Origin of the sequence: Streptomyces sp. NPDC126499 (assembly GCF_040302485.1) — a bacterium.
Lineage (GTDB): Bacteria > Actinomycetota > Actinomycetes > Streptomycetales > Streptomycetaceae > Streptomyces.
In genome coordinates, this window is sequence record NZ_JBEOUO010000007.1 from 1 (window position 1) to 26602 (window position 26602).

Here is a 26602-nt window from a genome sequence, read left to right on the forward strand (position 1 = left end):
CGGCTTCATGAACGAGTACCCGGTGGCCCGCATGTGGCGCGACTCCAAGATCCTGGAGATCGGCGAGGGCACGACGCCGGGCGGACCGACCGGCAGGGGCCCGAGGCCGGCCCCGGCTCCGGCGGCTCCCGCCGCGCCCGGCGCCCCGGCTGCTCCCGCGCCGGCGGTCGCCGTGGCACCACCCGCCCCCGGGACGCCTGGCGCTCCGGGGACTGCTGGCGCCCCTGGAGTCCCGGGCACCCCGGGCACCCCGGGAGCCCCTGGAGGCGCCCCCGTCGCCCCCGGCGTCACGGGCCGCACCGGGCGCTCCCGTGGTACGGCGTCCAGCCGGAAGACCGCCGTGGCGCGGGCGGTGAGCAGCGGTGCCGGGAGGCGCTCGCCGTTCTCGCCCACCGTGGTGACCCGGTCGGTGCCGGTGGCGAGCCCCGCGCTGCGGTAGGTCCCGGGGGGCCGCCGTACCGTCGCCGTGCAGTCGGCAAAGGCGCCGGGGGCGAGCAGCGGCAGGGTCGCGGACCGCCGGGCCCCGCACACGATCCCGCCCGGCACGGCGCCGAGGGGCGGGTCGGAGAGCCGGATCGCGTGGACGGTCCGGTTGCCCGGGTTGGACACGGTGTACCGCACGACCGCCTGCCCGGGGCCGGTCACCCGTACCGCCTCCGTCAGGGCGAGGGCGCCGGCGACGCCCTCGTACCCGGAGCGCGCGGTCGCCGTGAGGCGCTTGCCGAGCGAGGGGATGTCGCCGCTCGCGCGGGCCGTCGTGACGTGCCGGCCGGGCAGGGCCGGGAAGCGGGCGGTGCACCGCACCGTCCGGAGCGCGGCGAGCGGGCCCGCCGGGCAGCTGACCCGGCCGCCCGGCACACCGGGGTCGGTGACCCGTACCCGGTGGAGGTCCGCCTCGCCCCGGTTGACCAGGCGGTAGCGCTTCACGACCACCGCGCCGACCCGCACGGCGGGCCCGGCGCCGGGGACGGTGTTCGCGGTGACGGTCAGCTCCAGGGCGCCGTCCCCGGCTCCGCCGGCGCGGGCGCGCGGCGCGGTCAGGAGCAGGAGCAGAGGCGGCAGCAGGGCCAGGACCAGCGCGAGGAGCAGGGACAGGAGCGAGGGCAGGAGCAGCAGCGGGGACAGCGGGGCGTGCCGCGGTCGCATGACGGGCACCTCCTGGCGCTCGGACGGCCGTACCGCCGTACGTCCGGCGGACCGGACGACCGGAGTGGCCGAAAAGTCGGATGATCGGTCCGCAGGTCATGCTCGTCATGCCGAAGGCGCGCGCCCCGGGCAGGACACGCGGCACTCACCCCGCTCGGACCCCTCTTTCACCCGTCCGCCGAACCGTGCGGCACCCTTGAGCCATGAACGACGACTGCGCGCCCGCACCCCGCCGCGCTCGCGTCCGTGCCCCGAGCTCATCGGCAAGGGCGGCTGGCTGAACACCGGCGGAGACGATCTGACCCTCACCGATCTGACGAGGAAAGATCGTTCTGCTCGACTTCTGAAAATCGACAACGGAGCACCTAACCTGCGTTCACGCTGAGAGTGTGCACCAGGACACGATCTGTGATCTCTACCTGCGCTTGTCCCTCGACCGGGATGGCAAGACCGCAATCGAACGGCAGGAAGGCGACTGTCGCGCCTGGGCCGAACGCAACGGACTGACCGTCCGCAAGGTCCACATGGACAGAGGGCGCTCCGGTTACAAGACCGTTGAGCGCAAGGGGTTCGATGCCGCGTTGGCAGCGGTCACGGCGGGCGTCGTCGGCACGCTGATCGTCTGGAAGCTGGATCGCCTGTCCCGCAAGGGCATTGGCCAGGTGGGCAAGGTGCTGGACGACATCGAGAAGGCCGGTGGCCGTCTCGTCTCAGTCGTGGATGGCCTCGACACCTCGAACGACTCGGCGCGCATGGCCGTCGCGATGCTCGCTGAGCTGGCCCGGTCCGAGTCGCAGAATCTCGGCACGCGTGTCGGGCACGCGAAGCGCTACCTCCGCAGCAAGGGGCAGTGGATCGGCGGACAGCCTCCGTATGGACTGCTCATCGACCCGACGACCAAGAAGCTCGTCCACGACCCTGAGTACGCCGTCTATGCCCGCCTGATCGCGGATGAAGCACTCGCCGGGGCATCGTTGGTCAAGATCGCCCGACTCCTCAACGAGTACGAGATCCTCTCGCCCCGGGGTGGGCAGTGGAACGCGGCCACCATCATGCAGCTCCTGCGCTCCCCCGCTTTCGCCGGCCTGATGCCGGAGACCGAGAGCGTCGAGACGGGTGACGGCGAGCGGAAGTACACGGGCAGGGTCTTCCCATACCGCGATCCCGAGACGCTGGACACCGTCGAGATCGGCGAGGGGATCATCACGGTCGGAGAGCGGGAACAGATCATCCGCATGCTGGAATCCAGAACGTTCGTGGACGCAGGAAAGCGGCGGCCGAAGCCCGAGGGGACGGCCCTGCTCACGGGACTCGTCTTCTGCGCGGTTCCCGGCTGTGGTCGCCGGATGCACCGTGTGGGCGGGAGCTATCAGTGCATGGCCCGCCGCGCGGGCAACCAGTGCATCGGAGCGTCGGCGTTGGCTGAGGCGGTGGACCAGTACGTGACGGAACAGTTCCTCACCAAGCTCCCGGCGCTCGGACCGGACGACCCGCTGCTTGCCGCGATCGCAGCTCGCTGGGTGCACCGTGTGGATCCGGAGACCTTCGCGAAACGTGATGCGCTTACTGCCGAGATCCAGGATGAGGAAGCCCGCTTGGCCGACCTGGAAGACGCCCGCTATGTGCGTGGCGAGTTCAGTGGTGCCGCAGCCGTGGAACGCTACAACCGGCTTTCGGAGCGCCTGAGGGGGCGCATCGAGGGGCTTCGCACCGATCTCCGCAAGCTCCCCATGCCGTCGGTGGACATGTCACCGATGCTCGACGGCCTCACCCTGCGTGAGGCGTGGGCTGACGCGACGAATGAAGACCGGCGGGGTCGGCTGTCACTTGCCATAGACCGGGTTGAGGTGAGTAAGGGAGTGCGTGGTCAGCGGATCATCCCCGAGCAACGCATCCAGATCCATTGGGCGAAGCTGGCGGGCACTGACACCGCCGCCTGAGCACCCGGTAAGCATGACCCTTCTGGAGTTCTCGGAAGTCGCCGTGGTCGGGCGTGCGCCCTGAGCAGGCCCTTCGTACGGACGTGATCCTGCGTTCACGGGCGGATGGCAAGCTTGAAGGATGAACGATGCTGCCCCGGCGCCCACCCCTGCGCCTGCGCCCCGCCGACGTGCCCGTGTCCGTGCTCCCGAGCTGATCGGCAAGGGGGGCTGGCTGAACACCGGAGGCAAAGAGCTGACCCTCGCCGACCTGCGAGGTAAGTGCGTTGTTGTTGATTTTTGGACCTTCTGCTGCATCAACTGCCTGCACGTCCTCGACGAGCTGCGCGAGCTGGAGGAGAAGCACCGCGACACCCTCGTGATCGTCGGAGTGCACTCGCCGAAGTTCGTCCACGAGGCCGAGCACCAGGCCGTCGTCGACGCCGTCGAGCGCTACGAGGTCCACCACCCCGTCCTCGACGACCCGGAGCTCGCGACCTGGAAGCAGTACGCCGTACGGGCCTGGCCGACCCTCGTCGTCATCGACCCCGAGGGCTATGTCGTCGCCCAGCACGCGGGCGAGGGTCACGCCAACGCGATCCGGACGCTGGTCGAGGAGCTGGAGGCCGAGCACGAGGCGAAGGGCACGCTGCGCCGTGGTGACGGCCCGTACGTGCCGCCGGAGCCGGTCGCGACCGACCTGCGCTTCCCCGGCAAGGCGGTCCTGCTGCCGGGCGGCACCTTCCTGGTCTCGGACACCACCCGGCACCAGCTCGTGGAGCTCGCGGCGGACGGCGAGAACGTGGTGCGGCGGATCGGCGGCGAGGGCGAGTTCCGCGAGCCGCAGGGCCTGGCGCTGCTGCCGGACGGGAAGGTCGTCGTCGCGGACACCGTGAACCACGCGCTGAAGCTGCTCGACCCGGAGACCGGTGCGATCGAGCGGATCGCCGGCACCGGCCGCCAGTGGTGGCAGGGCTCCCCCACCTCGGGCCCCGCCCTGGAGGTCGACCTCTCCTCGCCGTGGGACGTCGCCTGGTGGCAGGGCAAGGTGTGGATCGCCATGGCGGGCGTCCACCAGCTGTGGACGTACGACCCGGAGACGAAGACCGTCAAGGCCGCCGCCGGCACCACCAACGAGGGCCTGGTCGACGGGCCCGCCGCCGAGGCGTGGTTCGCGCAGCCGTCCGGGCTCGCCGCCACCGAGGACCGGTTGTGGATCGCCGACTCCGAGACCAGCGCCCTGCGCTGGATCGACCCGGACGGCACCGTCCACACCGCCGTCGGCACCGGCCTGTTCGACTTCGGCCACCGCGACGGCGAGGCCGGCCAGGCGCTGCTCCAGCACCCGCTGGGCGTGACCGCCCTGCCCGACGGCTCGGTCGCCGTCTGCGACACGTACAACCACGCGCTGCGCCGCTTCGACCCGGCGAGCGGCGAGGTCACCACCCTGGCCACGGACCTGCGCGAGCCCAGCGACGCGGTCGTCGTCGGCGAGGACGTCGTGGTCGTCGAGTCGGCCCGGCACCGGCTCACCCGGCTGCGGCTGCCCGAGGAGGCCGTGCAGGTCGAGTCGGTCGCCCACCGCACCCGCCGCGAGGCCACCGAGGTCGCCCCGGGCCGCCTCCGCCTCGACGTGGTCTTCCAGGCGCCCAAGGGCCAGAAGCTGGACGACCGCTACGGCCCCTCGACCCGCCTCCTGGTCTCCTCGACCCCGCCCGAGCTGCTCCTCGCGGGCGAGGGCACGGGCACGGACCTGTTCCGCGAGCTCGACCTGAACCCGGCCCTCACCGAAGGCGTCCTGCACGTCTCGGCGATGGCCGCCTCCTGCGACGACGACCCGGCCAACGAGTACCCGGCCTGCCACGTCCACCAGCAGGACTGGGGCGTCCCGGTGAGGATCACCGACGGCGGGGCCTCCCGGCTGCCGCTGATCCTCGCGGGCATGGACGCGTCCTAGCCGAGCGCGTCGGCGTCGGCGTTGAGCTCGCCGTAAGGGTCGTCCTCGTCGTCTCCGCCACTCGCGCCGGACGCCGTCCTGCGGCGCAGATTCTCGACGTCCGCCTGGATGCCGACGAGCAGCTCGACCAGCTCGTCGAGCGTCTCAGGCGGCACGGGCGGCGTGTGGACGCCGACCTCCGCCTCCAGCGGGAGGATCCGGTCCAGGACGTCCCTGGTGGCCTGCACGTGGTGCCTCAGGTGCCTGGTGAGTTCCGCCGCGCGCTGGCTGGGGGGCAGGGAGGGCGAGGAGTCCCGGGGTCCGGGCACCGCATGGGGCAGCTCGCCGGGCACCTCTCCGGGCACCTCCCCGGTGAGGGGGACGGCGGGGTCGGTGACGGTTCCGCCCGCCTCCCCGCTGTCCGTCGCCGCCTCCCCCGCAGACGGGGTGCCGTCTTCGGGGACAGTGCTCGGGGCGGCTGCCGCGGCCGTCCGCGAGGCTTCCTCGGCTTCCGCGAGGCTCCTCGCCCGGTCCGGGTCGGACGCCGCGACGACGTCCCACTCGTAGAGCATGACGGGTACACCGTCCGCGGTCCGCGCGATCCCGTCCTCCGCCGCCAGGTCCACCTTGAAGTACACGTACGGCTTGTCGTTCTCAGCGGGGTTCTTGCCGGTGAGGCTCTGCTTGGCGACCGCGTTCAGCGGAAGGTCGTCGCCCCGGAAGGTGTTGGCCGCCATCGCCAGGAGGCGGAGCCCCAGCTCGTTGCCCTGGCGCGACAGTCCCTCGATCACCTTGTGCGTGTCGAGGCGGAACGGGACGCCTCCCTTCTCCTTCGGGGCGTTGAGGGAGGAACCGACGTTCCGGGTGAGGAGCTTGTCCGCGATCAGCGCCACGCCGCCGGCGACGGCGAGGGTGCAGCGGGCGTCGATGTCGCCGCTCATCGCCGGCTCCACCAGGGTCGTGAAGTCGTCCGTGACCACCGGGTTCCACCCCCCGACGACCGCGGGCGCCAGCACGCCGCCGTTGCTCCAGGCGTTCCGCGCGGTGGGGGTGACCAGCCGCTTCCGGGTCCGCCACGGCAGGTCGATCACCGGGCCCAGCAGCCCGGCGAAGCCCTTCACCTGCATCCGCTGGTCGCCCTTGAGGACCTTGGCCTGCTCCTTCAGCGCGTGGAACAGCTCGGGCTTGGTGAGGGCGCTCAGGAGGTAGACGGCGCGCCAGAGGGCGGTGGCCGGCGGGGTGTCCTCGCCGCCCACCACGCGCGGGAGGTCCGCCACGGGGATGCGGCCGACGGCGAGGCCGTAGACCTCCTGAAGCTCGGCGGTGCTCCAGCGGGGGTCGCCGCTCTGGACGATCCGCTTGAGCGCGCGGGTGATCACCTCCACGTTCTGGGCGGCGGTCTCCCACTGCTTGAACTCGACGTGGATGGAGGCGAGTACGGAGCGGATGGCGTCGTCGAAGAGGTCCTCCGCCGAGAGCAGCCGCTTGGTGTGCGCGTCGATCCCGACGGCGATCTGGGCCGGTACGGTGAACGACTGGAAGATCTGGGCGGCGCGGGCCTCGGGCACCTGCTTGTGGATCTCCTCGGTGAACTCCGCGCGGAGCTCCTCCCGCCACTTCCGCCGGGACGCGGCCAGCCGCTGTTCCAGACCGGGACCCTTGCCGCGCTCCGATGCGGCGGTGGTCCGACCGAGCAGCGCCTGCCGGGCCAGATCCGCGGCCGCGGCGGCATCCGACCGGGGACCGGCGAGCACGGACCACGCACTGGCCAGCCGTGTGATGCCGTCCCGTACGACGAGGGCGTGGATCGGTTCCGTGCCGTCCTCGAAGGTGATCCGTACGGGGTGGGTGATCAGGTTGCGGGTGACCGACCTGGTCACGATCGAGGTGACGTAGCTGTTCTTCGCCAGCGTGCCGTGGATGGTCTGCCATACGTGGTTCGACAGGTGGTCGAGGTCGGCGTAGCGGTACTCGACGCCGGCGCTCGGCAGGCCGTCCTGGGTGATGCCCTGTACCTGGGGGTCGGGGACCTCCAGGAGCTCCATGCCGGTGCGGGGCTGGATGCCGGGGAAGAGTTCGCTCGTCAGCACGCGGGTCACCGCGGAGTAGAGCGTGGCGCCCTCGACGTTCTCGACCATGAGGACGCCCTGGAGGTCCTGACCGTTCGGCCGCAGCTGTACGGCGAGGGCGCCCGGCTGGGTGACGGCGGTGGCTATGGCGGTCAGGGCCCCCTCCGGGATGCGGATGCCCGGGTTCTGACGCGCGGCCTCGATGACGGTCTTCTGCTGCTCGTCGGTGGGCTCCGCGGGCAGTGTGCGGGCGATGTTGGAGACCTGGATGGTCTCGCCGCCCCATTCGATGTCGAGGGTGAGCGGCTGGCCGGATTCTGTGCTCAAGAGACAACCTCCATGGAGGAAAAGGGAGTTGGGGGAGAGGGCGCACGCGCTCGGGCAGAGCGGCCCCGGACGCGCCAAGGGGGCGGCGAGTCGCGAAGGACTCGCCGCCCCGGGGGTCACGGCGTGAAGGGGTTGGGGTCCTTGCCGCCGGGCGGCGGCCCCGGGAGGTCCGGAGGGAGGGGGCCGTCGCCCGGACGGGCGAGGAAGCGGTGGTTCAGGGTGGTGAGGAGGCGCGCGACCTCCAGGGGGCGCCGCGCTTCCGCCTCGGGGAAGGGGAGGTCCGCGAGCGGGGGGCAGTCGACCGACAGTGGGGCGGGCGGCCCGCTGGAGGTGAGGTGGTACCAGGCCGGCCCCCGCGGTGTCTGGATGAGAGCGAGCGCCGCCCTCTGCTCGGAGGTAAACCTGCTGGTCAGCCATGTCAACGCGTAGTTGACGCCCTGCTCGGGGTGTGCCTTGCCCGCCCGGAGCGTGGTGACGTCCCGAGGGGATATGCCGGTGGCGAGACGGAACAGGGCGCGACGGCGGGCCAGGGTGTTCGCCTGCCAGCTGTTCAGCAGGGGGCCGTGAAGGGCCTTCTTCTGGCGGGCCAGCTCGTCATTGAACGCGTTCAAGTCCTCCGGACGGATCGTCAGGAGAGAGATCGTCATCCCGGTTCGATCGCGCGAGAGCCCGGCGTAGGCGAGTGTTAACGGTCCGGGAGGCTCGTCCGGCTGACCCGTGGCGCTCATGGGGTGCTCCTTGCTTCGTCGCATGGCTATGGCTCGTACCAACTCGGCCGCGTCCGGCTGGCGTTGGGGAGAACGTAGCGGATGCTTGAGCGGCTGCGCGCGGGTATTGCGGAACCGGCGACAGTGAGACGGCCGTGGCGCGAGGAGGTCTTCCTTGCGTCACGGCCGTCTTTGCCCTGGTCGGGAGGTGTGTGCCTATGTCGACTGATCCTGACGTCTAGTCGATCAGTACGACAATCAGCGTAGGAGATTCACAGAAGGTGGCGTTTTGCGTTCGGGTTCTGCTCGAAAACCTGCGGAACGGGGTTCATGCCCAGCTTGTCCAGCTGTGCGACAGCGGCGCTGACGTTGGTGATCTCGCCGAGAACGCTGTCCTTCTGAATGACCCACACGTATGCGGTCTCCGACGTAGGGAGAGTGCGGGGGATGGTGGTGAGTCCGAGTCGGTCGAGCTCCTCCGAGATCTGGGCGCACAGATCGGCGCTCAGCCGGGCGCGGTCCTTCGCTGCGCGTTGCTTCAGAAAGCCCATGCCGACGCGCTTGATGCCGTGGTCGACTTCCACGGCATGACGAATAAGAGTGAGGTCCACAACTAAGCAATCTACTCAGTTAATTATGGAGTAGCAAGGGACGGGCCCCGCTCCGTTGGTCGGAGCGGGGCCCGGAGCCGGCGAAGGCGCGGGTCAGCCCTCCAGGAAGGCCACCAGCGCGTTCGCCAGGTGGTGCGGGTCGTCGGAGCCGCACAGTTCGCGGGCGCTGTGCATCGACAGGCAGGCCACGCCGATGTCGACCGTGGAGATGCCGTGCCGGGCGGCGGTGATCGGGCCGATCGTCGTCCCGCACGGCATGTCGTTGTTGGAGACGAACGACTGCCACGGCACGCCCGCCTTCTCGCAGGCGGCGGCGAACACGGCCCGGCCGCTGCCGTCGGTGGCGTAGCGCTGGTTGACGTTCACCTTGAGGATCGGGCCGCCGTTGGGGCGCGGGTGGTGCGTCGGGTCGTGGCGCTCGCTGTAGTTGGGGTGCACGGCGTGGCCGACGTCGGAGGACAGGCAGACCGAGCCGGCGAGGGCGCGGGCCTTGTCCTCGTAGCCGCCGCCGCGGGCGTAGACCGAGCGCTCCAGGACGGTGCCGAGCAGCGGGCCGTGGGCGCCGGTGTCGGCCTCGGAGCCGTTCTCCTCGTGGTCGAAGGCGGCGAGGACCGGGATGTACGGCAGCTCGTCGCCGTGCGCGGCGACGGCCGCGAGCGCGGCGGCGCAGGCGTGCACGGAGATCAGGTTGTCCATGCGCGGGCCCGCCAGGAGCTCCCCGTCCCGGCCCAGGTAGGCCGGTGCCTCCACGGCGTGGACCATCAGGTCCCAGCCCGCCACGTCCTCGGCGTCGACGCCCGCCTCCTCGGCGACGAACGCGATCAGATCGCCCTCGCGCACCTCGCCCAGCCCCCAGATCGGCTGCATGTGCCGCTGGCGCTCCAGCTTCATGCCCTCGTTGACCTGCCGGTCCAGGTGGATCGCGAGCTGCGGCACCCGCAGCAGCGGCCGGTCGACGTTCACCAGCGCGTGGCTGCCGTCCCGCAGCGTGAGCCGGCCGGCAAGCCCCAGGTCCCGGTCCAGCCAGCTGTTGAGCAGCGGTCCGCCGTAGATCTCGACGGCGACCTGCCGCCAGCCCTCCCGGCCGAAGTCCGGTTGCGGCTTGACCCGCAGGTTCGGCGAGTCGGTGTGCGCGCCCACGATCCGGAACGGCGTGTGCGGGGCGGCGCCCTCGGGCACGTACCAGGCGATGATCGCCCCGCCGCGCACCACGTACCTGCCGCCGGTCGTCCCGTCCCAGGCGTCGGTCTCCTCGACCTTGCGGAAGCCGGCCTTCTCCAGCCGCTCCGCGGTGTTCGCCACGACGTGGTACGGCGACGGCGAGGCCGCGAGGAAGGTCATGAGGTCATCGGTGTGGCCGCGGTCGAAGCGGGAGGGTGCGCTACTCATGCCGTTCACCTTACGCAGGTACCGGCATGCGGACGGGGGGGTATCCGCCTCCGGACGCCCCACCGCCCGTGACCGCCGGACGGGGGCGGCGCCCACGACCCCCCTCGGGGTGCCCACGACCACCGGCGGTCGCCCGCCGAGGGCAGGACGGCCGCCCCGAGCACCCGCCGGTGCCCACGAGATCCTCGGCGAGTGAGCCGAAGGGGCGCGACGCTGTCGAAAGGAAGAGCGCGCGGAGCCTCCCGAGGAACGAGGGAGGCGAGCACGGTCGACCGTCGACAGCGGCTGAAGCGCCCCGTGGGGGTCCCCCCGCCGAAGGCAGGGGGAGAACCGAGCCCTAAAAAAACCAGAACGGCCCGCCCCCCTCCCCGGGAGCGAGCCGTTCTTCGCGCGGACGAGGCGCGTACCTGTGCGGTACTAGAACGCGGCCTCGTCCAGGTCCATCAGCGAGCCGTCGACGTTCTCGGCGAGGACGCGCTCGGTGGAGACGCCGGGCAGGACGTTGGCGGCGAAGAACTTCGCGGCCGCGATCTTGCCCTGGTAGAAGGCGACATCCTTGCCGGACGCGCCGGCCGCCAGCTTCTCGGCGGCGACGGCCGCGCCGCGCAGCAGCAGGTAGCCGACGACGACGTCGCCGGAGGCCATCAGCAGGCGGGTGGTGTTGAGGCCGACCTTGTAGATGTTCTTGACGTCCTCGCCGGTGGCGGTGAGGTCGGTCAGCATGGCGCCGACGATGCCCTCCAGGTCGACGGCGGCCTTGGCGAGCGCGTCGCGGGCGCCGGCCAGCTCGTCGCCGCCGGTGCCGAGGGCGAGGAACTTCTTGATCTCCTCGGCCAGCGCGTTCAGGGACGCGCCCTGGTCGCGGACGATCTTGCGGAAGAAGAAGTCCTGGCCCTGGATGGCCGTGGTGCCCTCGTAGAGGGTGTCGATCTTGGCGTCGCGGATGTACTGCTCGATCGGGTACTCCTGCAGGAAGCCGGAGCCGCCGAAGGTCTGGAGCGACTGGGCGAGCTGCTCGTAGCCCTTCTCGGAGCCGTAGCCCTTCACGATCGGCAGGAGCAGGTCGTTCAGGCCGTGCAGGGCCTTGGCGTCCTCGCCGGCCGCCTCCTTGATCGCGATCTCGTCCTGGATGGTGGCCGTGTAGAGGACGAGGGAGCGCATGCCCTCGGCGTACGCCTTCTGCGTCATCAGCGAGCGGCGGACGTCGGGGTGGTGCGTGATGGTGACCTTGGGGGCGGTCTTGTCCATGAAGTTCGCCAGGTCGGTGCCCTGGACGCGCTCCTTGGCGTACTCCAGGGCGTTGAGGTAGCCCGTGGAGAGGGTGGAGATCGCCTTCGTGCCGACCATCATGCGGGCGAACTCGATGATGAGGAACATCTGGCGGATGCCGTCGTGCTTGTCGCCGATGAGCCAGCCCTTGGCGGGGTGCTTGTCGCCGAAGGTCATCTCGCACGTGTTGGAGGCCTTGAGGCCCATCTTGTGCTCGACGTTGGTGGCGTAGACGCCGTTGCGGGCGCCGAGCTCGCCGGTCTCCCAGTCGAACTCGTACTTCGGGACGAGGAAGAGGGAGAGGCCCTTGGTGCCGGGGCCGGCGCCCTCGGGGCGGGCGAGGACGTAGTGGAGGATGTTCTCCTCCATGTCGTGCTCACCGGAGGTGATGAAGCGCTTGACGCCCTCGATGTGCCAGGAGCCGTCCTCCTGCTGGATGGCCTTGGTGCGGCCGGCGCCGACGTCCGAGCCCGCGTCGGGCTCGGTGAGCACCATGGTGGAGCCCCAGCGCTTCTCGACGGCGATCTTGGCGATCTTCTTCTGCGCCTCGTTGCCCTCGGTGTAGAGGATGCCGGCGAAGGCCGGGCCGGAGGAGTACATCCAGATGGCCGGGTTCGAGCCGAGCAGCAGCTCCGCGTAGGCCCAGATGAGCGAGCGCGGGGAGACGGTGCCGCCGATCTCCTCGGGGATGCCGAGGCGCCAGTACTCGGACTCCATGAAGGCGTTGTAGGAGTTCTTGAAGGACGCCGGGACCGGGGCCGTGTTGGTCTCCGGGTCGAAGACCGGCGGGTTGCGGTCGGCGTCGGCGAAGGACTCCGCGAGCTCGTTCTCGGCGAGGCGGCGGATCTCGTCGAGGATGCTCTTGGCGGTCTCGACGTCCATCTCCTCGAACGGACCGGTGCCGTACACCTTGTCGCGGCCGAGCACCTCGAAGAGGTTGAACTCGATGTCGCGGAGATTCGACTTGTAGTGCCCCATGGCGACGGCTCCGTAAAGGCTCGGGGAGGCGGATGTCTACCGGGGGCTACCCGTGAGTAGCCCACGCTCTCTACGATGATGCTACCCACCGGTAATAAGGGCAACCCCTTTCCGGACATCTGTGACGCGGGACGCACGCCGACGGCCGCTCGGTAGGCTGGCCCCCATGTACGGCTACGAGCAGAACCCGGGTGCCCAGCAGCAGTACGCGCCGCCTCCGCAGGGGCAGTACGCCCCGCAGGGGCAGCCCGGCATGCCGGGCCAGCCGGGGATGCCGGGCGGCGGGTACGGGCAGCAGCAGGCGCCGCTGTACCCGGAGCCCTCGCCGCCGTCCCTCGCGGACGCCGTGCGCGCCTTCACGACCGGCACCCTGTCCGCCGAGGACTTCCAGCAGATCTTCGCGACCTCGAAGGTCTACTGCCCGCGCGGCGACAACCCCGGCTTCCTCGCCCTGCACAACACCCAGCAGCCGGTGATCCCCATGTTCACCTCGCTCAAGGAGCTGCGGCGGTACGCGGGCAAGGAGTCGAAGTACTTCGTGATCACGGGCGCGGAGGTGATCGACCTGCTGCCGACCGGCTACGGCTTCGTCCTCGACATGGAGGGCGACCACCGGATGGTCTTCGACGCCAAGGCGGTGGAGCAGATGGTCGACTACGCGATGCGCCGGATGTACGGCTGAGAACGCGACGGCCGCCGTGAGCGCCCGGGGGGAATTCCTCCCGGGCGCTCCGCGTTCCGGGTGGCAGGAAGTTCATTGTTCAACTAAAGTGGTCGTACAAGGTCGCACTAGGAGGTCCGTCATGCCTGCCGTGACTGTCGAGAACCCGCTCACCCTGCCCCGCGTCGCCGCCCCCGCCGACGCCGCCGCCCGCCCCGTGCTCGCCGTGACCACGGCGCCCTCGGGCTTCGAGGGCGAGGGCTTCCCGGTGCGCCGCGCCTTCGCCGGCATCACCTACCAGTACCTCGACCCGTTCATCATGATGGACCAGATGGGCGAGGTGGAGTACGCCCCCGGCGAGCCCAAGGGCACGCCCTGGCACCCCCACCGCGGCTTCGAGACCGTCACCTACATCATCGACGGCGTCTTCGACCACAAGGACTCCAACGGCGGTGGCGGCACCATCACCAACGGCGACACCCAGTGGATGACCGCCGGCGCCGGCCTCCTGCACATCGAGGCCCCGCCGGAGCACCTCGTCGTCAGCGGCGGCCTCTTCCACGGCCTCCAGCTGTGGGTCAACCTGCCGGCCGCCGACAAGATGATGGCCCCCCGCTACCAGGACATCCGCGGCGGCCAGGTCCAGCTGCTGACCTCGCCCGACGGCGGCGCGCTGCTCCGCGTCATCGCCGGCGAGCTCGACGGCCACGAGGGCCCCGGCATCACCCACACCCCCATCACGATGATCCACGCCACCCTGCGGCCCGGCGCCGAGATCAGCCTGCCGTGGCGCGAGGACTTCAACGGCCTCGCCTACGTCCTGGCCGGACGCGGCACGGTCGGCGGCGAGCGGCGCCCGGTCCACACGGGCCAGACCGCCGTCTTCGGCCATGCGGGTACCCCCAGCCCTGGCGAAGCCGGGCGAGGGGGAGGCAGGCTCGTCGTCCGCGCCGACGACAAGCAGGACGGGAACACCCCGGACCTGGAGGTCGTCCTCCTCGGCGGACGCCCGATCCGCGAGCCGATGGCGCACTACGGCCCGTTCGTCATGAACACCCAGGCCGAACTCCGCCAGGCCTTCGAGGACTTCCAGGCGGGCCGCCTGGGCACGATCCCGGCCGTGCACGGCATGGGCGAGTGACGGCGGTACGACGTCCGGCCCGGGGCCGTACGAGCTGAGGCGCCCCCGGGCGGCCGGCCGCCGGAGTGCCCGCGTGCCCCGTTGCCCGGGGCCGTACGAGCTGACGCGTCCACGGGCGCCCGGCCGCCGGGGTGCCCGGGTGCCCAGGTGCCCGCGTACCCCGTCGCCCGGAGCCGTACGAGCTGACGCCGCGTCACTCGTACGGCTTCCAGCGCGCGACGGCACGCCGCCGGGCGTGATCCGGTGGACGGGTGCAGACCACCCGACCGCTCCTTCCCGAAGGCGCCCGCCGCACCGCCGCCTGGTGCGTCGTCCTGCTGCTCGTCACCGGGGTCGCCGCGGTCCTCGTCTGGCTCTGCGTCACCCTCAGGACGGCCGTCACGCCCGTCCTGCTCGCCCTGCTCGGCACCGCGCTGCTCGGCCCGCTCCACCGGCGGCTGCTGCGCATGAAGGTGCAACGGTCGCTCGCCGCCGGGCTCACCGTCCTCGCCGTCCTCGCGGTCGTCGGCGGCGCCACGTACATCGTGGCCGCCGCGCTCCTGGAGACCGGCGACCAGATCGTGTCCTCCGTGCGGCAGGCCGCCCGGGACATCGCCGAACACCTCGGCGCCGCCGGCACCTCCCTGGACGACCTCGCCGCGAACTCCCGGGAACTGCTGCAGAAGTTCGGCGGGACCGCCGCCTCCGGGGTGATCTCCGGGCTGAGCGTGGTCGGCGAGATGATGGCCACCGCCGTCCTCGCCCTGCTCCTCGTCTTCTTCTTCCTGCGCGACTCCGACCGGGCCGTCGGCGCCCTGCGCTCCCTCGCCCCCGCCTCCACCGGCGACACGGTCGAGGCGATGGGGCGGCGCGCCTTCGAGGCCGTCGAGGGCTTCATGCGCGGCACGACCCTCATCGCCCTGATCGACGCCACCTTCATCACCGTCGGGCTGCTGATCCTGCGCGTGCCCGGAGCCGTCGGGCTCGGGGCCCTCGTCTTCGTCGGCGCCTACATCCCGTACCTCGGCGCCGTCATCTCCGGCGCCGTCGCCATCCTCGTCGCCCTCGCCGACCGCGGTTTCGTCATCGCGCTGTGGGCGCTCGGCGTCGTCCTCGCCGTGCAGGTCCTGGAGGGCCACGTCCTCCAGCCGGTCATCCAGAGCCGGACCGTGCAGATGCACCCGGCCGTGGTGATGCTCGCCATCACGGCCGGGGCGTCCGTCGCCGGCATCCTGGGCATGCTGCTCGCCGTGCCGCTGACGGCGGCCGCGTTCGGGGTGATCGGCGAGCTGCGGGCGCGGTACGGGGAGGGGGCGGGGGCGGCCGACGCCCGTGCCGGGGAGCCGTGACCCCAGGTCGTCCCGGGTCAGGTCGTCGCGGCCGGCATGCCTCCCGGCTGGAAGGACCGCAGCATCTCCTCCAGGGCCGCCTGGTCCGGGCCCACGAACGGGTCCGCGTCCGGCGCCATCGTGAGCGTCTCGATCATCCGGTCCACCATCCGCACCGCCGGCGGCAGATGGGTGCTCAGCACGATCTCCGGGTTCATCTCCCGGAACTGGTCCACCCACAGGCCGTACTTCAGCGGGTCCACCACGTGCACCCACGGGCTGTCCAGCGTCGCCCACAGCAGCTGCGCCTCCCGCAGCTCGTCCGGCTTGAGGTCGCTGGCGTGCCCGCTCTCGGCGAGCTCGGCGGTCGGCACCGGTCCGCCGAAGCAGTCGGAGCTGAAGCAGATCCGGGTCCTGTCGTCGTAGAAGCCCACCGTGGCAGGGCTGTCGAACAGCGGCGGCCGGAAGGCGTGGAGCGAGCGGTCGCCGACGTCCAGGGACTGGCCGGGGTTGAGGAAGTACACGCGGTCCATCGGCAGCGGGCGCTCGGTCGTCATGATCCCCGCGCCGATGAACGTGGTCACGACCCGCGCCCGGGGCGCGGCGACGAGCAGGTCGAAGATGCCGCCCGTGTGGTCCCGGTCGGGATGGGTGAGCCAGATCCAGAGGATGTCGGCGGGGTCGACGACCTCGCCGATCGTGGCGACGAAGTCGCGGTCGGAGAGGGAGAGCCCGGTGTCGACGACGACGGGTTCGCGGGCGGTGAGGACGTAGGCGTTGACGGGGATGTGGCCCATGCCCGGTATTTCGAGGCTGTCGGCGATGACGGTGGTGTCGCTGCCGACCTTGTGGGTGTCCATGACGAGCTCCGTGGTCCCCCCGGCGGCCGTACGTCACCAGTCTGCGCCCCGGCGGGCCGCCCCGCCCGGCGGGCCGCCCCGAGCCGTCAGCCGGGGGCCGGGCCGCCCCCGGCCCGTCACCGTGGCCGCGCTACGGACAGCACCCCTGCCCCGACGCCGGCTCGTGCAGTTCGAACCAGATCGCCTTGCCGTCGCCCCGCGGGTCCACGCCCCACGTGTGCGCCAGCATCTCCATCAGGAGCAGGCCCCGTCCGCTGGAGGCCATCTCGCCCGGGTGCCGTTTGTGCGGCAGGTCGTCGCTGGTGTCGGCCACCTCGACGCGGAGGCGGCGCGTGTCCTGGAGGCAGGCCACCTCCGCCACGAGCAGGGCGTCGCCGTCCGTGTGCACCAGGACGTTGGTGACCATCTCGGAGACCATGAGGACCGCCGAGTCGACCTGGTCGGCGTCCGACCAGTCGTGCAGGAGCTGGCGCACCTGCTCGCGGGCGGCGGCGATGCGTTCGGGCTCGGCCTGGGCGACGGTCATCATCGTGCGGCGCGGGGCCTGGCGTACCGCCGTGCCCTGCCGGGAGAGCAGCAGGACGGCGATGTCGTCCTCGCGGCGGTCGGCGAGCGGGCCGGTGGTGTGGTGGGAGCCGGGCCCGTGGACGGCCTCCACGAGCCGGTCGGCGAGCGCCTCCAGGTCCTCGCCGTCGTCGGCCTCCAGGAGCTTCCTGACCCGTTCCCAGCCGCTGTCCAGGTCGTGGCCGCCGGTCTCCAGGAGCCCGTCGGTGCAGATCATCAGGGTCTCGCCGGGTTCGAGGGTGAGGCGGGTGGTGGGGTAGTCGCTGTCCGGGTCGATGCCGAGGGGCAGACCGCCGGCCGTGGGCCTGAGCAGAACCGTTCCGTCGGTCATCCGTACCGCCGGATCGGGATGTCCGGCCCGCGCGATCTCCACCGTGCCGGTCTCCACGTCGACCTCCAGGTAGAGGCAGGTCGCGAAGCGGGGCCCGCCGCCGTCCTCGTCCGCCCCGGCGCCCATGCCGGCGCCGTCGTTGACGCCGTGGAGGAAGCGGGAGGCGCGCGAGAGCACCGCGTCCGGCCCGTGCCCCTCGGAGGCGTACGCCCGCAGTGCGATCCGCAGCTGCCCCATCAGCCCGGCCGCCCGCACGTCGTGCCCCTGCACGTCGCCGATGACCAGGGCGATCCGCCCCGCGCCCGCCCCGCCGGGCAGCCGGATCATGTCGTACCAGTCGCCGCCCACCTGGAGACCGCCGCCGGTCGGGACGTACCGCGCGGCCACCCGGATCCCGGGGATGCCGGGGCCGAGGACCGGCATCATCGTCCGCTGGAGCCCGAGCGACAGCTCCCGCTCGGACTCGGCCACGCCCGCCCGGGCCAGGGCCTGCGCGAGCATCCGGGCGACCGTCGTCAGGACGGAGCGCTCGTCGGGCGTGAACGCCACGGGGTGCTTGAACGCCGCCATCCACGCGCCCATCGTCCGGCCGGCGACGACGAGCGGGACGAAGGCCCAGGAGCGGCGGCCGAAGCGCTGCGCCAGCGGCCAGGTCATCGGGTAGCGGCGCGCGTACTCCTCCGGGCTCGGCAGATAGATCGCCCGTCCCGTCCGCACCACCTCGGCCGCCGGGTAGTCGGTGTCCAGGGTCATGGAGGTGAAGGGGCCCTCGTCGCCGTCGCCGTGCCCGTGGTGGCCGATGACGGTGAGCCGGTCGCCCGACATCCCGAAGACGGCGAGCCCGTCCGGCGAGAACCCGGGCATCGACAGCGACGCCGCCACCCGCAGCACCTCCGCCGTCGACCGCGCCTCGGCGAGCGCCCGGCCCGCGTCGAGGAGGAACGCCTCGCGGGAGCGGCGCCAGTCGCCCGTGACGGGGGTGCGGGCGGCGGTGCCGGGCTGCGGCTCGGCGACCTCCTGGAGGGTGCCGACCAGCTGGTAGTCGGTGCCGTGGATCAGCGGCTTCGACCTGCTCCGTACGGTACGGAGCACCCGGCCGTCCCCGTCCATGATCCGCAGGCGGGCCTCGGCGAGGGTGCCCTCGGCGACGGCGAGGCTGACCACGCCGTCGATCTCGTTCCAGTCGACCGGATGAAAGCGGGAGCGCACCGCCGCCTCGCTGAGCCGCGCGGGCTCGGCGGGCAGCCCGAGGAGCCGGGCCGCCTCGGCGTCGAGCGTGACGATCCCGGAGGCGCTGTCCCAGCGCCACAGGCCGGTGGCGATCGCGGCCAGGACGTCCTCGGTGCGCATTGCCCTACTTTATGAATATCGGACTGTGAGCCGCCACCGACGGTATTCGAATCGCGATCTTGGGTGGCCCGGTAGGCTTGGAAACCCTTGACACCGTTCAGGGTTTTCCCACCGATCCCGAAGACTGGATGAACGACGATGCATCGGTACAGGTCCCACACCTGCGGCGAGCTCCGCGCCTCTGACGTCGGCACCGACGTCCGGCTGAGCGGCTGGCTGCACAATCGGCGCGACCTGGGCGGCATCCTCTTCATCGATCTGCGCGACCACTACGGCATCACCCAGCTCGTCGCGCGCCCCGGCACGCCGGCGGCCGAGGTCCTCGACAAGCTGACCAAGGAGACGGTGATCCGCGTCGACGGCAAGGTCGTCTCGCGCGGCGCGGAGAACGTCAACCCCGACCTCGCCACCGGCGAGATCGAGATCGAGGCCGCCGAGGTCGAGGTGCTCGGCGCGGCCCAGCAGATCCCCTTCACCATCAACACCGACGACGGCGTCAACGAGGAGCGGCGGCTCGAGTACCGCTTCCTCGACCTGCGCCGCGAGCGCATGCACCGCAACATCATGCTGCGCTCGGCCGTCATCGCCGCGATCCGCCAGAAGATGGTGGCCCTCGGCTTCAACGAGATGGCGACCCCGATCCTCACCGCGACCTCCCCCGAGGGCGCCCGTGACTTCGTCGTCCCCTCCCGCCTCAACCCGGGCAAGTTCTACGCGCTGCCGCAGGCCCCGCAGCAGTTCAAGCAGCTGCTGATGATCTCGGGCTTCGACCGCTACTTCCAGATCGCGCCCTGCTTCCGCGACGAGGACGCCCGCGCCGACCGCTCGCCGGGCGAGTTCTACCAGCTCGACGTCGAGATGAGCTTCGTCGAGCAGGAGGACGTCTTCCAGCCGATCGAGAAGCTGATGACCGAGCTCTTCGAGGAGTTCGGCGGCGGCCGCCCGGTCACCTCCCCCTTCCCGCGGATTCCGTTCCGCGAGGCCATGCTCAAGTACGGCTCCGACAAGCCGGACCTGCGCGCCAAGCTGGAGCTCGTCGACGTCACCGACGTCTTCGAGGGCTCCGAGTTCAAGGCCTTCGCCGGCAAGCACGTGCGCGCCCTCGCGGTGCCGGACACGGGCGACCAACCGCGCAAGTTCTTCGACTCCATGGGCGACTTCGCCGTCGAGCAGGGCGCGAAGGGCCTGGCGTGGGTGCGCGTCGGCGACGGGAACGCGCTGACCGGCCCCATCGCGAAGTTCCTCACCGAGGACAACGTCAAGGCCCTCGTGGAGCGCCTCGGCCTGGAGCCCGGCCACGCGATCTTCTTCGGCGCCGGCGACTTCGACGAGGTCTCCAAGATCATGGGCGCCGTCCGCGTCGAGGCCGCCAAGCGCGCCGGCCACTTCGAGGAGGGCGTGTTCCGCTTCTGCTGGATCGTCGACTTCCCGATGTACGAGAAGGACGAGGAGACCGGCAAGATCGACTTCTCCCACAACCCGTTCTCCATGCCGCAGGGCGGCATGAAGGACCTGGAGGAGAAGGACCCGCTGGACATCCTGGCCTGGCAGTACGACATCGTCTGCAACGGCGTGGAGCTGTCCTCCGGCGCGATCCGGAACCACGAGCCCGAGATCATGCTGAAGGCCTTCGAGATCGCGGGCTACGACCGCGACACCGTCGAGCAGGAGTTCGCGGGCATGCTCCGCGCCTTCCGCTTCGGCGCCCCCCCGCACGGCGGCATCGCCCCGGGCGTCGACCGCATCGTGATGCTCCTCGCCGACGAGCCCAACATCCGCGAGACCATCGCCTTCCCGCTCAACGGCAACGCCCAGGACCTGATGATGGGCGCGCCGACGGAGCTGGACGAGTCCCGCCTGAAGGAGCTCCACATCGCCCTGCGCAAGCCGGCCGAGACCAAGGTCGTCGAGGGCCGCCCGGTGACGGAGGCGGTCCACCCGGACGCGGCGCGGTAAGCACGAGCCGGACGCGGATGTGAGAAGGGCCCGGAACCGTATGCCGTACGGTTCCGGGCCCTTCGCCGTGCCGAAGGGCGCTGCGCCCCGGCGATACGGTGGGGGAGGCGACAGAAGAGGGCGATGGGTTGCTTTGGTGACCGACGTCCCGCCGCCGGGCCGACGGTGAACAGCCTGGTGTTTCCTACGATCTTGCGTATGGATAGCTCAGTGAGCCACGGCTGGCAGGCGCCCAGTGCCATCGAGCGCGGGCTGTTCGAGGCACGGCAGCGCGGGGACTGGCCGGTGTACTACGACCTGGTCGCGGCGGCGGATTTATATATCGCGCAGCCCCGGTCCTTTGCCGATTCACGTCCCGATTCGGTTCTGTTCCAGCCCTACTGGAACCCGCAGGCGCGATCGATGTGTCTGCCCGTCCACACCGCCGGCATGCTGCCCTCAACGGCAACGCCCAGGACCTGATGATGGGCGCGCCGACGGAGCTGTGTGCGCTGAGTGCTGGACTCGACGGATCAGAGCGGTGCGATCTCCTCGATGTGGCTCCAGTCGATCCCCCTGGATTCGAGGAACTCGCCGAGGTAGAGATCCGTTTCCTCGCTCGTGTCCTGATCACCCAGCCACAGTGACTCACACTCCGGGCAGAGCCAGAAGGTCTCGACGGTGCCCCGCGTTCGGTAACGTCGCAGCCAGTCCTGCCCGCAGTGTACGCAGGAAACTCTAGAAATCAATTTTTGAAACGACCTCTCGGGAAAGCAGTGATTACTTCATTTCCGTGTTCGACCGTGATTTGAATGTAGGTCTCGGTATGATTGAACCCCACTTGTCGCATCATGGGGATTACGTAGGTCGTGCGTGATCCCTGTTCTTCCACGAGAACGGCTGCGTCTCGCAAGCTCCATGCTTCGTCGACGGTCTCAAGGATTCCCTTTCTGCCCGTGTCGAACACGCCGTGCTTCGGCTTGTCAGGTTCCTCGCTGCCATGGCGCTCTACGTGGGTTATTCGGTGCTCGCCATCCCTGCCCGGTCCGTAATCCAGTCCTTCGGGACTCCGGTACCAGCCGTCACCCAAGTCCTCCAGAGTGAATTCTCCGCCGTCCGGAACGCACGGTGACAACCCCAGTGGGTCGCTCCACGTGTGCGGATTGTCCACGTACGTCGCCGGGTTCGGGGCCGGGGTCAGGCCCAGGGGGTCCTGGCTCAGGTAGCGGGCCGACGCCGGGTCGTAGTAGCGGAAGTAGTTGTAGTGGAGGCCGGACTCCGGGTCGAAGTACTGGCCCGGGAAGCGGAGCGGGGTGTAGGCCGTCGCGTCGCGGGTCCAGGCCGTGGTGCCCCAGAGGGTGGTGCGGGCGCGCCAGGCCAGGGCGCCCGATTCGTCGACGAGTTCGGTCGGGGTGCCGATCAGGTCGGTGACGATCGCGAAGAAGCGGGTCTCGTCGGTGTCGTGGCGGCGTTCCGTCTGGGTGAGGGGGCGCAGGCCGTCGTGGTCCCAGGTGAGGGTGAGGGTCTCCGTGGACTGCTCGCACAGCGTGGTGCCGTCCCAGGTGAAGTGGACGGTCTCCGTCTCCGAGTGCTTGGCGATGCGGCGGCCCAAGGGGTCGTAGACGTAGCGCCATTCCGTGCCGTCGGGGGTGGTGACGGACGTCAGTCGGTCCTCGGCGTCCCACCGGTAGCGCCAGGTGTCCGGCTTCCTCGACAGGCGGGGCTTCCGGCGGAGCGTGACCCGGCCCTGCGCGTCGTGTTCGTAGCGGATCGAGCCCGCCCGGGTGATGCGGGTGCCGGTGTACGAACGGGGGCCCGTCGCGTCCGGGTCGCGGGGCCAGTCGGCCAGGGTCTGGTTGCCGGCCTCGTCGTACGCGTACCGCTCGGTCCAGCGGCCGGCGTGCACCGCGGTCACCCGGCCCGCCGCGTCCAGGTCGAAGCGGCGCGGGCCGGCGAGCTGGTCGTCGACGCCGATCAGGTTCCCGTCGGGGCGGTAGTGGTACGCGCGGTGCTGCAGGCGGCGGCCCCGGCTCGTGACCTCGTGCGCGGTCAGGCGCCCCGCCTCGTCGAAGGCCGACGTCAGCATGGTGACGTCACCGACGGCTCGGGCGATCTCGCGGCCCACGGCATCGTGTGCGAACGACAGCGCCCGCCCCGACGTGGTGAGCTCGGTGCGGCGGCCGGCCGCGTCGTATGACCACGCGCTGACCGCGCCGCCCGGGGTCGTACGGCCCGTCCTGCGCCCCACGGAGTCGTAGGAGAAGGAGACGGTGCGGCCGTTGACGGTCTCGGAGAGGAGCCGGCCGTAGCGGTCGCGCATCCGGGTGAGCGTCGCCTCCGGGCTCACCGCCGCCGCCAGCTCGTCGAAGACGTCGTACTCGTACGTCGTGACCGTGCCGTCCGCGTCCTTGCGGACGACCTGGCCGAGCTCGTTCCGCTCGAAGGACACCCGCTGGCCGAGCGCGTTCGTACGGGCCGCCAGGCGGCCCGCCCCGTCGTACGCGTAGGTCAGTGTCCGGGCGTCGAAGTCCGTCTCCGCGGCCAGGCGGCCCGCCGGGTCGTAGGTGTAGTCCCACGTCAGACCCTGAGGGTTGGTGACCCGGGTCAGCTGAAGCGCCGCGTCGTGCGTGAAGGAGTAGCGCGTCCCGTCCGGGTCCGTGCGGGAGGCGAGGACGTCGAAGTCCCCGTACGTGTAGGCCGTGGTGCCGCCCATGCGGTCCGTATGGGTCAGGCAGTTGCCCTCGCCGTCGTACGTCCAGGTCTCGGCCGCCCCGTCGGGATGGGTCCGGCGGGTGAGGCGGCCCTCGGGCGTCCACTCCAGCCGCGTCTGCGCCCCCGTCGCGTCCGTGATCCGGACCGTACGGCCGAAGGCGTCGCGCTCGTACGTCGTCGTCGCCCCCAGCGGATCCGTGACCTCGACCGGCAGGCCGCGCTCGTCCGTGCGGACGCGGGTGACCGCGCCGAGCGGGTCCGTGACGGCCGTGAGGCGTCCCCGGTCGTCGTACGAGAACTCGGTGCGCTCGCCCGAAGGCGTGGTCACCGACGTCCGGTTGCCCCGGGCGTCGTACGTCTGGCGGATCGTCGTGCCGTCCGCCCGCCTCACCCGGACCGGAAGGCCGAGGTCGTCGTACTCCGCCGACACGACACGGCCGTCGGGGCGGGTGACGGAGGAGAGCCGGCCCTCCCCGTCGTAGGCGAACACGGTGGTGTGGCCGAGCGGGTCCGTCCGGGAGAGCACCCTGCCCCGGGCGTCGTACGTGAAGCGGGTGACGCCTCCGTCCGGACCGGTCTCGGCGGTGACCCGGCCGCGCTCGTCCACCTCGAAGCGGGTCGTGCGGCCGAGGGCGTCCGTGAAGGTCGTCTCGCCGTCGCCCCAGGTGAAGCGGCCGGCCATGACGCCGTCGCGGCCCGACTGGAAGACGCAGCGGTCGCGCTCGTCGTAGACGTAGTCGTAGCGGTGGCCGTTGCTGTCGGTCCACGACGTCATCCGGCCCCGCTCGTCGTAGCCGAAGCACAGCGGCCGGCCCGCGGAGTCGGCGACGGAGGTGAGGTGGCCGTCGGTGTAGTCGTAGCGGCGCAGTTCCCGCTCGCCCAGGTGCAGGGCCGTGACCCGTGTTCCGTCCGTGGTCAGGCGGACCCGGTATCCGCCGTGGTGGACGACCTCCGTGGGCGCGCCCTCCGCGTCGTAGCCGAAGGTGATCCAGTTGCCGTTGCGGTCGTCGATCTGGACGAGGACGGCCTCGTCCCCCGCGTCGGTGGTGGCGAAGCGGCGGACGATGCCGGTCTGCGGGTCGGTCACCGTGTACGTGTCACCGGTGGGGCTGCGGTCCAGTGCCCAGCGGCGGACGCCGTGCGTCGGCAGCACCGGCACACCCGGCGCCGGATGCGGGTAGGCGAGGACGCTGCCGTCCTCGCACAGCTGCACCACGCCGTGGGCGTCGATCTCCAGGCGCTGGTCGAGCGTGCTCGCCCACCGGGGTCCGAACCAGCGGCCCGCGCGGAAGGACGACTCGAAGTACCGGCCGAGGACCAGCGGCAGCGCCCCGGGCAGGGCGAGGTCCGTCTGGGGGAGGGTGACCCGGCCGGTGGCCATGTCGACGGGGTCACCGCACTCCTGCTTGTCCTTCCCCTGGCGCGAGGTGGGCTCCGGCGCCTCCTTCTGCTGCTCGCGGGCCGTTCCCTTGCCGCCATCGGCCGGAGGCGTGTCGGCGTTCCTCAGCCGGGTGAGGCTCTTCAGGCCGCCCGCGCCCTTCGTGCCGACCAGCTCCGGTATGAGGCGGCCCACGAACTCGCCCGGGTCGGCCTTCGCCGTCTCCCACGCGTTCTTCAGGGCCCGGTCCGGGTGGGCCGCGGTGGACGCGAGACCGGCCAGCGTCATGGTGACGTTCTCGTAGAACTCGGCCGGGTGGGTCAGGTTGTACGGGTCCAGCGGGTTGGTCGCCCGGAGGTAGTTGGACAGACCGACGACCCCCTTCGTCACGCCGCCCGCGACGTGGAGCAGCTCGGTGCTCATGCCCAGGGCGTGGTCCTTGACGTCCATGCCGAGGCGGTCCGCGGCGGAGGGTTCCGCCGGGGCGTGGGCCAGGGCGGAGACCAGGGCCGACGTCGCGCGTTCGGCGGCCTCGTCGCGCTGGCGCCGGGCGTCGGCGAGGAGGTCGCGGGCGCGGGCGCGGTCGGCCTCGCCCGGGTCCGTGTACGGGGCGGGTTCCGGAAGCGGACGGTCGCTGTGGAAGGCGGCCCGGTAGGCGTCGTACTTCTTCTCGTACGCGGCGGCGGCCGCCCGTGACGCGGCGTCGCCCTCCTTGTAGAGCTCGATCGCCTCGCGCGCTTTGCCCTGCGCCCAGGTCACCGTGTGGGCGTACGCCTCCAGGGCACCGGCCGCGGCGCCGAAGGCGTCCGCCGCGCGCAGCCAGTCGGGCGGCAGCGCCTGGAACTTCTCTCGGAAGGCCCGGGCCGCCTCGCCCTTCCAGCGGTCGGAGTCCAGCCCCTTCAGGCCCTTGCCGACGCTGCTGAACGCCGACTGGAAGTCACGGAAGTTCGTCACCGCGGCGGTGATGTCCCCGGGCCTGCCGTGAATCAGCTCGTCCGGATCGTCCGTCTGCCCGAGCTGGGCCTCGCTCACCTCCGCCCCGAGACGGGAGGCGGCGCCGTCGCCCCAGTCCTCGACCTTGTCCGCCCAGCCCTCGGCGCCCACGCGCTCCAGACCGCCGCCGACGACGTTCGTCGCGGCGTCGACGCCCTCGCCGAGCTTCCGCTTGCCCCAGTCGACGCCGTCGCCGACGGCGTCGGCGCCCTTCTCGAACAACCCTCCCCAGTCCGGCATCGGTCAGCGATCCCCCCGGCTCGGCTCCTGTGCGCGGGTGGTGGCTTCCCCCGTGGTCTCCGCCCCGGGTTCCAACCGGTCGCGCATGCGCGCCTCCACCGGCGAGCCGATGATCCCGTCCTGGACGTCGGCAGCGGTGTCGCGCCAGGTCCGCTCGACGTTGCCCTGCGCCTGGGAGAAGGACTCCGGGCTCCAGTCGGCGCCGTCGTACGGCGACTGCCGCTGCAGCTCGTCCCAGCTCTTCTGCTTGACCTCGTCCTCGGAGAGATGCGGGTTGCCGTTGCCCGCGTTGACGACGATCTTGAACGTGTCCTTGACGTAGCGCTCCTGCTCGCCGAAGGCCCCGGCGGACAGCCCCAGTGCCGCCGTGAACCCGGTCGCCTTCTGCATGAGGCCCCGCACGCCCCAGCCCCACCGCTCGCAGAACGTCTGCAGCTGTTCGGCCAGCCCCCGATGCCCGAGCTGCACACCGGTCAGTGCCAGCTTGGAGAAACCCCGGCCCGTGACGGCCGACTGGCCGAGCGACAGGTCCTTCAGCTCCCCGTGCGCCTTGTCGATCCCCTTCACGATCTGCGCCAGTGCGTCATCGGACGCCTGGAGATCCGGATCGTTCCCGCTCATCGCTCACTCCCCCGAGATCACGGCTACCGGTCTCGCCGTGTGCGCGCGCGAATCTCGCGAGACCGTCCTCGCGCACGTCCCCCTGTTTGCCCCCGGATGCCTGAGCTCACGATGCTGTCAGGGCGGAGTTTCCGTTCGCAATGGAGGAGCGCTTCTCT

At 71.2% G+C, this 26602-nt stretch carries 16 protein-coding genes and 1 pseudogene; 8 read left to right on the plus strand and 9 right to left on the minus strand.

Annotated elements, in window-relative coordinates:
- The 3 genes and pseudogenes from ABTZ91_RS11940 to ABTZ91_RS11950 all read left to right on the plus strand — a co-directional run.
- Nucleotides 1-76 (plus strand): annotated as a pseudogene (locus ABTZ91_RS11940) (acyl-CoA dehydrogenase family protein); the annotation flags it as partial.
- 1459 nt (nt 77-1535) lie between these two features.
- A complete protein-coding gene (locus ABTZ91_RS11945; RefSeq protein WP_352077006.1) occupies nt 1536-3086 on the plus strand; it encodes a recombinase family protein in 1551 nt (516 codons plus the stop codon).
- A 121-nt stretch (nt 3087-3207) separates the two neighbouring features.
- The gene (locus tag ABTZ91_RS11950) at nt 3208-5022 is read left to right on the plus strand and encodes an NHL domain-containing thioredoxin family protein (RefSeq protein WP_352077007.1); all 1815 of its coding nucleotides are present in this window, start codon (nt 3208-3210) and stop codon (nt 5020-5022) included.
- Here the strand turns inward: ABTZ91_RS11950 and ABTZ91_RS11955 are convergent.
- The 5 genes from ABTZ91_RS11955 to ABTZ91_RS11975 form a co-directional block, all read right to left on the minus strand.
- Entirely contained in the window at nt 5019-7397 is a 2379-nt protein-coding gene (locus ABTZ91_RS11955; protein WP_352077008.1) for a hypothetical protein, read from the minus strand. The two genes, ABTZ91_RS11950 and ABTZ91_RS11955, sit on opposite strands and share 4 nt — an antisense overlap.
- A 116-nt stretch (nt 7398-7513) precedes the next feature.
- Entirely contained in the window at nt 7514-8044 is a 531-nt protein-coding gene (locus tag ABTZ91_RS11960) for a hypothetical protein (protein WP_352077009.1), read from the minus strand.
- Nucleotides 8045-8376: 332 nt separating this feature from the next.
- The gene (locus tag ABTZ91_RS11965; RefSeq protein ID WP_309052136.1) at nt 8377-8715 is read right to left on the minus strand and encodes a hypothetical protein; all 339 of its coding nucleotides are present in this window, start codon (nt 8713-8715) and stop codon (nt 8377-8379) included.
- Between the two features lie 93 nt (nt 8716-8808).
- The gene (locus ABTZ91_RS11970; RefSeq protein WP_352077010.1) at nt 8809-10104 is read right to left on the minus strand and encodes a M18 family aminopeptidase; all 1296 of its coding nucleotides are present in this window, start codon (nt 10102-10104) and stop codon (nt 8809-8811) included.
- Nucleotides 10105-10521: 417 nt separating this feature from the next.
- Entirely contained in the window at nt 10522-12351 is a 1830-nt protein-coding gene (locus tag ABTZ91_RS11975) for an acyl-CoA dehydrogenase (RefSeq protein ID WP_352077011.1), read from the minus strand.
- Between the two features lie 166 nt (nt 12352-12517).
- On the opposite strand from ABTZ91_RS11975, the gene ABTZ91_RS11980 reads away from it, so the two are divergent.
- The 3 genes from ABTZ91_RS11980 (at nt 12518) to ABTZ91_RS11990 (ending at nt 15481) form a co-directional block, all read left to right on the plus strand.
- Nucleotides 12518-13033 (plus strand): SseB family protein, encoded by a 516-nt coding sequence (locus ABTZ91_RS11980; protein WP_352077012.1) that lies wholly within the window; start codon nt 12518-12520, stop codon nt 13031-13033.
- Nucleotides 13034-13154: 121 nt separating this feature from the next.
- Nucleotides 13155-14153 carry a pirin family protein gene (locus ABTZ91_RS11985; protein WP_352077013.1) on the plus strand — a complete coding sequence of 333 codons (999 nt, stop codon included), beginning with the start codon at nt 13155-13157 and terminating at the stop codon, nt 14151-14153.
- A 251-nt stretch (nt 14154-14404) separates the two neighbouring features.
- The gene (locus ABTZ91_RS11990) at nt 14405-15481 is read left to right on the plus strand and encodes an AI-2E family transporter (RefSeq protein ID WP_352077014.1); all 1077 of its coding nucleotides are present in this window, start codon (nt 14405-14407) and stop codon (nt 15479-15481) included.
- Between the two features lie 17 nt (nt 15482-15498).
- Here ABTZ91_RS11990 and ABTZ91_RS11995 read toward each other — a convergent pair whose 3' ends face one another.
- The gene (locus ABTZ91_RS11995) at nt 15499-16320 is read right to left on the minus strand and encodes an MBL fold metallo-hydrolase (RefSeq protein WP_352077015.1); all 822 of its coding nucleotides are present in this window, start codon (nt 16318-16320) and stop codon (nt 15499-15501) included.
- Between the two features lie 130 nt (nt 16321-16450).
- Nucleotides 16451-18565, minus strand: coding sequence for a SpoIIE family protein phosphatase (locus ABTZ91_RS12000; RefSeq protein WP_352077016.1), 2115 nt, complete (start codon nt 18563-18565; stop codon nt 16451-16453).
- Nucleotides 18566-18703: 138 nt separating this feature from the next.
- On the opposite strand from ABTZ91_RS12000, the gene aspS reads away from it, so the two are divergent.
- Together aspS and ABTZ91_RS12010 are read left to right on the plus strand one after the other, a co-directional pair.
- Entirely contained in the window at nt 18704-20521 is a 1818-nt protein-coding gene (gene aspS / locus ABTZ91_RS12005; RefSeq protein WP_352077017.1) for an aspartate--tRNA ligase, read from the plus strand.
- A 198-nt stretch (nt 20522-20719) separates the two neighbouring features.
- Complete coding sequence (locus ABTZ91_RS12010; protein ID WP_352077018.1) at nt 20720-20983, plus strand: hypothetical protein; 264 nt, start codon at nt 20720-20722, stop codon at nt 20981-20983.
- A gap of 262 nt (nt 20984-21245) precedes the next feature.
- Here ABTZ91_RS12010 and ABTZ91_RS12015 read toward each other — a convergent pair whose 3' ends face one another.
- Nucleotides 21246-25823, minus strand: coding sequence for a putative T7SS-secreted protein (locus tag ABTZ91_RS12015; protein WP_352077019.1), 4578 nt, complete (start codon nt 25821-25823; stop codon nt 21246-21248).
- Between the two features lie 3 nt (nt 25824-25826).
- Nucleotides 25827-26444, minus strand: coding sequence for a hypothetical protein (locus ABTZ91_RS12020; RefSeq protein ID WP_352077020.1), 618 nt, complete (start codon nt 26442-26444; stop codon nt 25827-25829).
- Nucleotides 26445-26602 lie beyond the last annotated feature (158 nt).

What these genes read in the sequence shown, in the direction of transcription:
- aspS (WP_352077017.1), top strand. Translation starts at nt 18,704, where the DNA reads ATGCATCGGTACAGGTCCCACACCTGCGGCGAGCTCCGCGCCTCTGAC.
- ABTZ91_RS12015 (WP_352077019.1), bottom strand. Translation starts at nt 25,823, where the DNA reads ATGCCGGACTGGGGAGGGTTGTTCGAGAAGGGCGCCGACGCCGTCGGC.
- ABTZ91_RS12000 (WP_352077016.1), bottom strand. Translation starts at nt 18,565, where the DNA reads ATGCGCACCGAGGACGTCCTGGCCGCGATCGCCACCGGCCTGTGGCGC.
- ABTZ91_RS11960 (WP_352077009.1), bottom strand. Translation starts at nt 8,044, where the DNA reads ATGACGATCTCTCTCCTGACGATCCGTCCGGAGGACTTGAACGCGTTC.
- ABTZ91_RS12020 (WP_352077020.1), bottom strand. Translation starts at nt 26,444, where the DNA reads ATGAGCGGGAACGATCCGGATCTCCAGGCGTCCGATGACGCACTGGCG.
- ABTZ91_RS12010 (WP_352077018.1), top strand. Translation starts at nt 20,720, where the DNA reads ATGGATAGCTCAGTGAGCCACGGCTGGCAGGCGCCCAGTGCCATCGAG.
- ABTZ91_RS11975 (WP_352077011.1), bottom strand. Translation starts at nt 12,351, where the DNA reads ATGGGGCACTACAAGTCGAATCTCCGCGACATCGAGTTCAACCTCTTC.
- ABTZ91_RS11995 (WP_352077015.1), bottom strand. Translation starts at nt 16,320, where the DNA reads ATGGACACCCACAAGGTCGGCAGCGACACCACCGTCATCGCCGACAGC.
- ABTZ91_RS11980 (WP_352077012.1), top strand. Translation starts at nt 12,518, where the DNA reads ATGTACGGCTACGAGCAGAACCCGGGTGCCCAGCAGCAGTACGCGCCG.
- ABTZ91_RS11970 (WP_352077010.1), bottom strand. Translation starts at nt 10,104, where the DNA reads ATGAGTAGCGCACCCTCCCGCTTCGACCGCGGCCACACCGATGACCTC.
- ABTZ91_RS11950 (WP_352077007.1), top strand. Translation starts at nt 3,208, where the DNA reads ATGAACGATGCTGCCCCGGCGCCCACCCCTGCGCCTGCGCCCCGCCGA.
- ABTZ91_RS11985 (WP_352077013.1), top strand. Translation starts at nt 13,155, where the DNA reads ATGCCTGCCGTGACTGTCGAGAACCCGCTCACCCTGCCCCGCGTCGCC.